This is a genomic window from Pseudomonas sp. GZD-209, from assembly GCF_049310485.1.
GTDB classification, from domain to species: domain Bacteria; phylum Pseudomonadota; class Gammaproteobacteria; order Pseudomonadales; family Pseudomonadaceae; genus Aquipseudomonas; species Aquipseudomonas sichuanensis.
In genome coordinates this window covers 1-11174 of record NZ_JBMOWQ010000178.1, presented here as the reverse complement: position 1 = coordinate 11174, position 11174 = coordinate 1, and the positions used below count along the sequence as shown (strand labels likewise).

The window sequence follows — 11174 nt, the reverse complement described above, 5'->3', positions numbered from 1 at the left end:
AGCCCGCTCCCACGAATACTGTCGAGGTCCGGTGGGAGCGGGCTTGCCCCGCGATGAGGCCCGAAACCGATTGACCTGTTCCCTCACCCCGGCGCGGTGGGTACCTACCCCCATCTGCCGCGCCGGGGATTTCTACATAACCAGAACTGCCAGAAGGCTGCCGCCATGCGCCCCGCCCGTGCCCTGATCGACCTCCAAGCCCTCCGTCACAACTATCGCCTGGCCCGTGAGCTGACCGGTGCCAAGGCCCTGGCCGTGGTCAAGGCCGACGCCTACGGCCATGGCGCGGTGCGTTGTGCCCTGGCCCTGGAAACCGAGGCCGACGGATTTGCCGTGGCCTGTATCGAGGAAGCTCTGGAGCTGCGCGCGGCCGGCATCAAGGCGCCGGTGCTGCTGCTCGAAGGGTTCTTCGAGGCCAGCGAGCTGGCACTGATCGCCGAGCACGACCTGTGGTGCGTGGTGCATTCGCTGTGGCAGCTCGAAGCGCTGGAAAAGACCTCCGTGCACAAGCCGCTGACCATCTGGCTGAAGATGGACACCGGCATGCACCGGGTCGGCGTGCACCCCAAGGACTACCACAACGCCTACCAGCGCCTGCTGGCCAGCGGCAAGGTGTCGCGCATCGTGCTGATGAGCCACTTCGCCCGCGCCGACGAGCTCGACGCCACGGCCACCGAGCAGCAGGTGGCGGTGTTCGAAGCTGCCCGCCAGGGCCTTAGCGCCGAGTGCAGCCTGCGCAACTCGCCGGCGGTGCTGGGCTGGCCGAACATCAAGAGCGACTGGGTACGGCCGGGCATCATGCTGTATGGCGCCACCCCGTTCGAGGTGGAGCAGGCCCAGGCCGCCCGCCTGCAACCGGTGATGACCCTGCAATCGCGGGTGATCAGTGTGCGCGAACTGCCGGCCGGTGAGCCGGTGGGCTATGGCGCCAAGTTCGTCAGCCCTCGCCCGACCCGGGTCGGCGTAGTCGCCATGGGCTATGCCGACGGCTATCCGCGCCAGGCACCGACCGGCACGCCTGTGGTAGTCGCCGGCAAGCGCGCCCAGCTGATCGGCCGGGTGTCGATGGACATGCTCTGCATCGACCTCACCGAGGTGCCCGAGGCCACCGTCGGCAGCCCGGTCGAGCTGTGGGGCAAGCAGGTGCTGGCCAGCGACGTGGCGCTGCAGGCCGGTACCATCCCGTACCAGATCTTCTGCAACTTAAAGCGCGTGCCGCGGGACTATATCGGCGAATAAGGCGCCGAAGCGGACAGGCTGCGGGGCGGTGTGTTGTAAATACTGAACGGCATTGCCATCATATCGTTCACACATCCCCCACCTGACCCCTTCCTGGAGGCCCACGCTTTGGACGTCGGTGAACGACTGCAAGCCATCCGCAAGCTCAAGGGCCTGTCCCAGCGCGAACTCGCCAAACGCGCCGGGGTGACCAACAGCACCATCTCGATGATCGAGAAGAACAGTGTGAGCCCCTCCATCAGCTCCCTGCGCAAGGTGCTCAGTGGCATCCCCATGTCCATGGTCGAGTTCTTTTCGGTCGAACTGGCCCCGGAAAGCCCGACGCAGATCGTCTACAAGGCCCACGAGCTGATCGACATCTCCGACGGCGCGGTGACCATGAAGCTGGTCGGCAAGTCGCACCCCAACCGTGCCATCGCCTTCCTCAACGAGGTCTACCCGCCCGGCGCCGATACCGGCGAAGAGATGCTCACCCATGACGGCGAAGAGACCGGCATCCTCCTGGAAGGCCGCCTGGAACTGGTGGTCGGCACCGAAATCTTCATCCTCGAAGCCGGCGACAGCTACTACTTCGAAAGCACCCGCCCGCACCGTTTCCGCAACCCGTTCGCAGAGCCAGCCCGGTTGATCAGCGCGGCCACCCCGTCGAACTTTTGATCCAGCGCAGTGCATTGATTCGCCAATACCCTTTCCCCGGGTGTGGTCGTTCCACGCTTTCAGGAGTGCCGCTATACTTTTCAACGCTCGCTATACCGTGGCCGCGAGCGTGATTAGCCACCATGAGGGTGTACGTGTGAACCAAATCAAGAAGATGCTGGCCGTACCAGCAGCCGTATTCGCCCTTTGGGCAATGAGCGCAACCGCTGCGACCAACGACGAGATCGCCAAGCGCCTGGCGCCGGTTGGGCAAGTCTGCGTCCAGGGCCAGGAATGCAAAGGCATGGAAGTGGTCGCCAGCGCTGGCGGCGGCGGTGCCAAGACGCCGGACGACATCATCGCCAAGCACTGCAACGCCTGCCATGGCAGCGGCCTGTTGGGTGCGCCGAAAATCGGCGACACCGCGGCCTGGAAAGAACGCGCCGACCACCAGGGCGGCCTCGACGGCATCCTGGCCAAGGCCATTACCGGGATCAACGCCATGCCGCCGAAGGGCACCTGCGCGGATTGCTCGGATGATGACCTGAAGGGGGCCATCAAGAAGATGTCCGGGCTCTGAACGCTGCTTGAATTACCGAAAGCCCGCCGCATGGCGGGCTTTCTCTTTTCCGGTTGAACCATTATTCACTGGCATGCCCCCTTTAGCTGTAAGTCACTATCCGCCTCAAGCAGTGCTCAATAACAACTGGCATTTTTGACAGTTGCGCAGCTTTTTGAACAGCGTTTCAATCAGGTTGTAGTGCGACTGCATGAAGCAGGACTAGGCAATCAGGGAAGTGTGCTTAAGTAAATGAACGCTTGCAAGAATGCTAAGTCCGTGCCCCTTACTCCTGGAGTAAACCGTTTCGTATTGATAAGTTCTTATCCTAGGAGTGAACACTACGCCCAGTAATGACGCTCTTTTTAACAGGATAGATCTCATGAAAAATATCGAAGAAGAAGCATTGTACTTTGGCACTTATACGAATTCGACCAACGCGTCTGAAGCGGGTCTTCCTATCCCCGACCTGGGCCTGGACAAGCGTTTCGCCGAATCCGGTGTCAAGTCGTTTGAAATCGATAGTGTTCCCGCTGGAAACGCGTTGACACTGATACCTTACCCTGCAGGTAAAGGTAGCTATGTCGTTAGTTATTATAATTATATTATTAGTGGTCTCTCGCGAAAAGCCGGGTTTACGATGTTTGACGAAAAGGGGGTGGTTGAGCAGTCATTTGGTACAGGAGGTAGCTTGACCATTCAATTGGACTCGAAAGGCTATACTGTCCCGAGGTCGACGTTCATAGACGCTAAAGGAAGATTAGTCACGTATGCATTGTCCGCGTGGTTTGATGGAAGCTATATTCAACAAGTCGCTTACTTGATATGTATGGATGGCGCGGGGAGGCTGGATGATACCTTTGGAGATCAAGGAGTGCTGAATGTAGATGGGTTGTTGGCTTCGCATTTCATTCCTCAAAATCCAGAGTTTGAACGGGTCTCCTGCACAGGGGCGGTCTTCGACCCCTACGGAGGTTGCTACCTGATCGCTTACCTTACCTCTGAGGTCAAGCAGGCAAGCCTGATAGTGCGACTCGATGCGGACGGAGCGATCGATGAGAAGTTTGGTACTCATGGTGGCGTAATTATAGGAAATCACGATGAGCTTTCATATGGGAGAATGTTGATAGAACTTGTTGTGCACGGAGCACGGCTAGTAGGCGTTTTCGCCTCGCCTGGTGATGCTGAATGGTCTGTTGTCCGCGCATTCAAATTAACGGGTGATGTCGACCTCAGTTATGGCAGTGCGGGTAAAGTTGAGCTTGAGGGATTCATTGCCAGGGGGTGTGCGCTACATTCCGATAATAGTCTCGGGGTACTGGGCTATGTTCAGGTTGATGATCCACGTCGCGGAGCTGCGACTGTATGGGCTATCGATGAGGCCGGAGAAATCACAAAGCGTTTCACGACATTGTTTGTTCCCAAGCTAGAATCCCAATGGGGCGCTGCTACGATGGCGGGGGATAGAATTTATTGTGGGGGATCGGACGTTTACCGTTCTCCGATGTTGGGTTGTTATCGGGCTGAGTCGGGAGAGTTGGATTATTCTTTTGCTGAGTATGGATACGGTATGCCCTCGCACACATTTACGACATTTTCTATGCCGCCCACACTAACGTCCCGTGGCTCATTGTTGGTGGCGTGTAATAGGAATGGTGTTGCGGCGGTGGTCGCTGTCGCAACGTCGTGAAAGGCTGATGAAGTATTGCGGCTCACGATTTCATTCTTGCACGACATCTGTTGTCTGTGCGGTTTGCGGTATTTCTGCTCAACGTTGGAGCAACGGTAATTTGTCTACCAACGAGTGGTAAATCTCTGGAGGCCGGATGTATTCAATCCGGCCTCCAGTACTACGCGTGCACTTCACCCATACCCATGAGCTGACTTCACCTTTTTCGATCTGATCAGCCATCGCTAATGCATAGGCGCGTGAGTAATCTCGCGGCGTGCGCGTTAAGCTTCGCGCCACCTGATTGTCCAGGCACTCAGACTCTGAGCGTGTGAAGGCAACCAACGAGCCCGCCATTTGTCCAACCCACTGAACTCATGAGTGGCTCAGGAGGCGATGATGTTTCTCTGCTCGATCGATCAGGCCGTCGACCAAGTACTGACCCGCCTTCCTGCCCATATCCATGTAGGCCTGCCCCTGGGCCTGGGCAAACCCAACGCCTTCGTCAACGCCCTGTACGCCCGGGTGCGCGACCTGCCGCAGCGCCGCTTGACGATCTACACCGCCTTGTCCCTCGGCCGCCCACCCTTGGGCGATGGCCTGCAACGGCGCTTCCTCGAACCCTTCGTCGAGCGCGTGTTCGCCGACTACGAAGAGCTCACCTACGTCGCCGACCTGCGCGCCGACAGCCTGCCGCCGAACATCCGCGTCGAGCAGTTCTTCATGCAGCCGGGCAGCCTGCTGCACAGCGTCTCGGCACAGCAGGACTACATCAGCAGCAACTACAGCCACGCCGCCCGCGACATCAACGCCAAGGGCCTGAACCTGGTAGCGCAGCTGGTGGCCGCCACGCCTGAACGCCCGGATCACCTCAGCCTGGCCTGCAACCCCGACATCACCCTCGACCTGCTGCCGATGATCGAAAAGCGCCGCGCGGCCGGCGAAACCATCCTGCTGCTCGGCCAGGTGCACAGCGAACTGCCCTACATGCCCGGCGACTCGGAGCTGGCCATTACCGACTTCGACCTGCTGATCGACGAACCCGAGCAACGCCGGTTGTTCTCCACGCCGAACATGCCGGTTTCCACCCAGGATCATTGCATCGGCCTGCATGCCAGCAGCCTGGTGCGCGACGGCGGCACCCTGCAGATCGGCATCGGCGCCATGGGCGATGCCGTGGCGGCCGCCTTGCTGGCGCGCCAGGGTGACAACGACGGTTACCGGGCCCTGCTCGAGGCATTGGACATCGGCCCGTGGCAAGCGCTGATCGAGCGGGAAGGGGGCCTGGATGCCTTCGCCCAGGGCCTGTACGGCTGCAGCGAGATGTTCGTCAGCGGCCTGCTGGCCCTGGCCGAGGCCGGCGTGGTGCGGCGCCCGGCGGACGAGCAGGGCGTACTGGTGCATGGTGGTTTCTTCCTCGGCCCGCAGGCGTTCTACCAGCGCCTGCGCGAGATGCCGCTGGCGCAGCGCGCGCAGTTCGCCATGACCCGCATCAGCTTCATCAACGAGCTCTACGGCCAGGAAGACCTGAAGCGCCGCCAGCGCCGCGACGCGCGCTTCATCAACACGGCGTTCGGCATGACCCTGCTCGGCGCCGGTGTGGCCGACCAGTTGGAGGATGGCCGGGTGCTCAGCGGTGTGGGCGGGCAGTACAACTTCGTCGCCCAGGGTCATGCGCTAGAGGGCGGGCGCTCGATCCTGCTGCTGCGCAGCTGGCGCGAGGCGGGTGGGGAGGTCAGCTCCAACCTGTACTGGACCTACGGCCACTGCACGATTCCTCGGCACCTGCGTGATGTCGTGATCACCGAGTACGGCATCGCCGACCTGCGCGGGCAAACCGACAGTGAGGTGATTGCACGGTTGCTGGCGATCAGTGATTCACGCTTCCAGCCTGAACTGATGGAGCAGGCCAAGGCGGCGGGCAAGCTGGCAAAGGACTTCGCGCTCGACGAGCGCTACCGCGACAACACCCCCGAGCGCCTGGAGGCGATCCGTGCGCGGCATGCACGGTTGTTCCCGGAGTACCCGCTGGGCAGCGATTTCACGGCCCAGGAGCGCGACCTGCTGCGGGCGCTGAACTGGTTGAAGAGCAAGTTCAAGCTGAGCGAGGTGCTGGAACTGGGCAAGGCGGCACTGGATGCGCCAGGGCCTGAGGGGTACGAGGCGCACTTGGTGCGCATGCATCTGGATCAGCCGAAGGGGCTGAAGGAAGAGCTGTACCAGCGGTTGTTGCTGGCGGGCCTCAAGGCCTCCAGGCAATAGCGGAACGTGGGAGCGGGCTTGCCCCGCGATGGCGTCAGATCAGGCGACGATGTTGTCCGCACTGACGCTATCGCGGGGCAAGCCCGCTCCCACGGGGCCATCACTCGATGAACGAAACCACGCCACCTTCCAGCGATTTCACCCGCGCCAGCGATTCAACGCGGTAGCCCTGGCTGTCCAGCTCGGCACGGCCGCCCTGGAACGACTTCTCGATGACGATGCCAAGGCCCGCCACGGTGGCGCCGGCCTGCTTGATGATCGAGATCAGCGCCTGGGACGCCTTGCCGTTGGCCAGGAAATCGTCGATCACCAGCACGCGGTCGCTGCTGTTGAGGTGGCGCGGCGAGACGGCCACGGTGTTCTCGGTCTGCTTGGTGAAGGAGTACACCGAGGCGGTCAGCAGGTTCTCGGTCAGGGTCAGCGACTGGTGCTTGCGGGCGAAGATCACCGGCACGCCGAGTTTCAGGCCGGTCATCACCGCCGGGGCGATGCCGCTGGCTTCGATGGTGACGATCTTGGTCACGCCCGAGTCGGCGAACAGACGGGCGAACTCGTCACCGATCAGCTGCATCAGCGCCGGGTCGATCTGGTGGTTGAGAAACGCGTCGACTTTGAGAACCTGGTCGGAAAGCACGATGCCTTCTTCGCGAATCTTCTGATGCAGTGCTTCCACTTTGTTTTCCTCGATGTAGCAAAGGTGGCCGCAAATAGCGGCAAAGTTAAAGAGTAATGGTTGATCAGCGTTTGAGCATGGCCCGGATATCGGCCAGCGCGTTGTTGCCCCGCGCGGCTTTGACTTCGACCGGCGCATCGTCCAGGCCTTCCCAGGCCAGGTCGTCCGGCGGCAGTTCATCGAGGAACCGGCTCGGCGTGCAGTCGATGATTTCGCCGTACTGCTTGCGCTTGGCGGCGAAGGTGAAGGCCAGGGTCTGGCGCGCGCGGGTGATGCCCACGTAGGCCAGGCGGCGTTCCTCTTCGATGGTATCGGCCTCGATGCTCGAGCGGTGGGGGAGGATCTCCTCCTCCATGCCCATGATGAACACGTAGGGGAATTCCAGGCCCTTGGAGGCATGCAGGGTCATCATCTGCACGCCCTCGGCGTTCTCTTCCTCTTCCTGCTGGCGCTCGAGCATGTCGCGCAGCACCAGCTTGCCGATGGCGTCTTCGATGGTCATGTCACCCTCTTCGTCCTTCTCGAGGGTGTTCTTCAGCGCTTCGACCAGGAACCAGACGTTGCTGATGCGGAACTCCGCCGCCTTGTCGCTGGCGGTCTGCTGGCGGATCCAGTTCTCGTAGTCGATGTCGCGGATCATCTCGTGCAGCGCGGCGATCGGCTCGTCCAGGGCCACCTTGTGGCGCACGCCGTCGAGCCAGTGCTTGAAGCGCTGCAGGCGCTCGGTATAGCGCGCGTCCAGGTGCTCGCCCAGGCCCAGCTCCTCGCTGGCGGCGTACATCGACACGCCGCGCTCGGTGGCGTAGTTGCCGAGCTTTTCCAGGGTGGTCGAGCCGATCTCGCGGCGCGGCACGTTGATCACCCGCAGGTAGGCGTTGTCGTCGTCCGGGTTCACCAGCAGGCGCAGGTAGGCCATCAGGTCCTTGACCTCCTGGCGGCCGAAGAAGCTGTTGCCGCCGGACAGGCGATACGGCACCTGGTGGTGCTGCAGCTTCAGTTCGATCAGCTTGGCCTGGTAGTTGCCGCGATAGAGGATGGCGAAGTCGCTGTACGGGCGGTTGGTGCGCAGGTGCAGGGTGAGGATTTCCATGGCCACGCGTTCGGCCTCGGCTTCCTCGTTCTTGCAGCGGATCACGCGGATCTCGTCGCCCACGCCCATCTCGCTCCACAGCTGTTTCTCGAACGCATGGGGGTTGTTGGCGATCAGCACGTTGGCGCAGCGCAGGATGCGGCTGGTGGAGCGGTAGTTCTGTTCGAGCATGACGATCTTCAGGGAGGGGTAGTCCTCCTTGAGCAGCATCAGGTTCTCCGGCCGCGCGCCACGCCAGGCGTAGATCGACTGGTCGTCGTCGCCCACCACGGTGAACTGGTTGCGCATGCCGATCAGCATCTTCACCAGCAGGTACTGGCTGGCGTTGGTGTCCTGGTATTCGTCCACCAGCAGGTAGCGCACGCGGTTCTGCCAGCGCTCGAGCACTTCGGGGTGCTCCTGGAACAGCTTGACCGGTTGCAGGATCAGGTCGTCGAAGTCCACCGCGTTGAACGCCTTGAGCGTGCGCTGGTAGTGGGTGTAGACGATGGCGGCGGTCTGCTCGCGCGGGTTGCGCGCCTTCTCCAGCGCCTCGGGCGGCAGGATCAGGTCGTTCTTCCAGGCACCGATCATGTTCTTGATCTCGTCGATGCCGTCGTCGCCGGAGTATTCCTTCTGCATGATGTCCGACAGCAACGCCTTGATGTCGGACTCGTCGAAGATCGAGAACCCCGGCTTGTAGCCCAGGCGCTCGTGCTCCTTGCGGATGATGTTCAGGCCCAGGTTGTGGAAGGTGCACACCGTCAGGCCACGGCCTTCCCCCGGACGCAGCAAGGTGCCGACACGCTCCTTCATCTCGCGCGCGGCCTTGTTGGTAAAGGTCATCGCCACGATGTACTGGGCACGGATGCCGCAGTTCTGGATGAGGTGGGCAATCTTGCGCGTGATCACGCTGGTCTTGCCGGAGCCTGCACCAGCGAGCACCAAAAGAGGGCCGCCAACGTAGTCTCGGGCTTCCTGTTGCCGGGGATTGAGTCGGGACATGCTAGAAACCGGGGGTCGCCAGAAAATAGCCGCGCATTCTAACAGGCATCCAGGGTTTGTGGCGCGACCGTCTGACGTGTGAGTCAACCTTTTACCGCCTGCCAGGCGGGGTTTTTCACGGCTTGGCAGGGCAATACCTGCAACCGCCATGCAAATCCCCGAAATCCTGTTTGCCGGTTGCGCGGGTTTCGCGCAGGATGCACGTCAAAATGCGACGGGGCATTGGTCAGCGACGACCATGACTAAAAGTGAAAATCATTTTCATTTGTTGCGGTAGGATACACCGCCCCCGCCGTTCCACCGTCCACGCCTAAGGAGCCCGCTTGTCCACGCCCGCCGAACCCCTGCGTTTGCTGCTGTTGGCCGATGAGCCGGAATGGGCCGCACGCTTGCGCGAATGCCTGCAGCCTCTGGGTGGGAGTGCGGTGCTGCTGACCGCGCCGAACTGGGCAGCGGTCGACAGCCTGTTCGCCAACGACCGCCAGGCCGTGGTGCTGGCCACCCCCGAGTTGCAGCCGGCCCCGGGGCGCTGCGAGCTGCCGACCATTCTGCTGCTCGAGCAGGAACCAGCGGGTACACCGGTGGGCGTCAGCGACTGGCTGGTGCTGGCGCAGCTGGGCACCGACGCCCTGCGTCGCTCCCTGCGCCATGTGCGCGAACGCGGCGTACTGGTCGCCACCTTGCAGCGGCTGGCCGAGCAGGACCCGCTGACCGGCATTGCCAACCGCCAGGGCTTCCAGGCCTTGCTGACCACGCGCCTGGCCGAAAACGAAGGCCGCGGCCTGGCCCTGGGCCACCTCGACCTCGACAACTTCCGTCACGTCAACGATGCCCTCGGCCACCAGGGCGGTGATCGCCTGATCCTGCAGGTGGTGGCACGGCTCAAGAGCCAGCTCGAAGCCACCGACCAGCTGGCGCGCCTGGGCAGTGACGAGTTCGCCCTGCTGATCGACACCCGGCGTGACGCCAACCGCGCCGAATGGATCGCCGAACGCATCACCGAGGCCCTGACCGAACCCTACTGGATCGACGGCGAAAGCCTGCTGCTCGGCTGCAGCCTGGGCATTGCCCACTCCCGCGCCCAGGCCGGCGCCGACCCGCTGATGTGGCATGCGCACATCGCCATGCGCCAGGCCAAGGGCAGCCAGGGTTGCACCTTCCATGTGTTCAACGAGCGCATCAACCGCAACGCCCGCAGCCTCGCCGACCTGGAAAGCGAGCTGCGCCGCGCCCTGCGCCGCGACGAGCTGGAACTGCACTATCAGCCACGGCTGAACCTCACCGACGGCCGTATCGTCGGCCTCGAGGCCTTGGTGCGTTGGAACCACCCGGAGCGCGGCCTGCTGCCGCCCAGCGAGTTCGTGCCGCTGGCCGAGCAGAGCGGGCTGATCGTGCCGCTGGGCTACTGGGTGATCTCCCGTGCCCTGAGCGATATGCAGGCCTTGCGCGAACGCGGCCTGGCGCCGCTGCACATGGCGGTCAACCTGAGCTTCCGTCAGTTCCAGGACAGCCAGTTGCTGGCCACCCTGAGCCGGCTGATCGTCGAGCATGGCGTCGATGCGCGCTGGCTGGAATTCGAGTTGACCGAAACGGCGGTGATGCGCCGCAATGAGCTGGTGCGCCAGACCATGGATGCCCTCGGGCGCCTCGGTGTGCGTTTCTCGCTGGACGACTTCGGCACGGGCTTCTCCTCGTTCGTGCACCTCAACAGCCTGCCGATCACCCTGCTCAAGGTCGACCGCAGTTTCGTCGGCGGCATGGAGCAGCGCGAAGAGAATCGCAAGCTGGTGCACGCGATGATCAACCTGGCGCACAACCTCAACCTGGAGGTGGTGGCCGAAGGGGTCGAGAGCGAGGAGCAGATGGCGTTGCTGCGTGAGTTCGGCTGTGATCAGGTGCAAGGCTTCCTGGTCAGCCGGCCGCTGCCGGTGGCGGAGTTGATCGAGTACCTGTTGCAGATCGAGAAGCCGAAGCGGGTGGAAGTCCTCTGAACCGCAATCGCGGGGGGGAGAAGCGCCCCCCCCCACCCACCCCAGGGGACAGGTGCTCCCCCCCCCCCACC

At 62.4% G+C, this 11174-nt stretch carries 8 protein-coding genes; 6 read left to right on the top strand and 2 right to left on the bottom strand.

Annotation, left to right across the window (positions count from 1 at the left end; genetic code table 11):
* Window positions 1–165: 165 nt before the first annotated feature.
* The 5 genes from alr (at window position 166) to ACO6VM_RS19750 (ending at window position 6365) form a co-directional block, all read left to right on the top strand.
* Window positions 166–1239, top strand: coding sequence for an alanine racemase (gene alr / locus ACO6VM_RS19770; RefSeq protein WP_401055843.1), 1074 nt, complete (start codon window positions 166–168; stop codon window positions 1237–1239).
* Window positions 1240–1347: 108 nt separating this feature from the next.
* Window positions 1348–1896: a cupin domain-containing protein gene (locus ACO6VM_RS19765; protein ID WP_110992018.1), complete on the top strand. Its 549-nt coding sequence runs from the start codon at window positions 1348–1350 to the stop codon at window positions 1894–1896.
* 154 nt (window positions 1897–2050) lie between these two features.
* Window positions 2051–2455, top strand: a complete 405-nt coding sequence (locus ACO6VM_RS19760) for a c-type cytochrome (RefSeq protein WP_110992137.1) — start codon at window positions 2051–2053, stop codon at window positions 2453–2455.
* A 361-nt stretch (window positions 2456–2816) separates the two neighbouring features.
* Complete coding sequence (locus tag ACO6VM_RS19755; protein ID WP_422403697.1) at window positions 2817–4124, top strand: hypothetical protein; 1308 nt, start codon at window positions 2817–2819, stop codon at window positions 4122–4124.
* 378 nt (window positions 4125–4502) lie between these two features.
* Window positions 4503–6365, top strand: coding sequence for an acetyl-CoA hydrolase/transferase C-terminal domain-containing protein (locus tag ACO6VM_RS19750; protein WP_422403696.1), 1863 nt, complete (start codon window positions 4503–4505; stop codon window positions 6363–6365).
* Between the two features lie 100 nt (window positions 6366–6465).
* Here ACO6VM_RS19750 and xpt read toward each other — a convergent pair whose 3' ends face one another.
* Complete coding sequence (gene xpt, locus ACO6VM_RS19745) at window positions 6466–7038, bottom strand: xanthine phosphoribosyltransferase (RefSeq protein ID WP_125466045.1); 573 nt, start codon at window positions 7036–7038, stop codon at window positions 6466–6468.
* A gap of 64 nt (window positions 7039–7102) precedes the next feature.
* On the bottom strand, window positions 7103–9112 hold the full coding sequence (rep, locus tag ACO6VM_RS19740; protein ID WP_110992021.1) for a DNA helicase Rep: 2010 nt from the start codon (window positions 9110–9112) through the stop codon (window positions 7103–7105).
* A 323-nt stretch (window positions 9113–9435) separates the two neighbouring features.
* Between rep and ACO6VM_RS19735 the strand changes: the two genes are divergently transcribed.
* Window positions 9436–11103 (top strand): putative bifunctional diguanylate cyclase/phosphodiesterase, encoded by a 1668-nt coding sequence (locus ACO6VM_RS19735; RefSeq protein WP_401055839.1) that lies wholly within the window; start codon window positions 9436–9438, stop codon window positions 11101–11103.
* The last annotated feature ends 71 nt before the right edge of the window (window positions 11104–11174 follow it).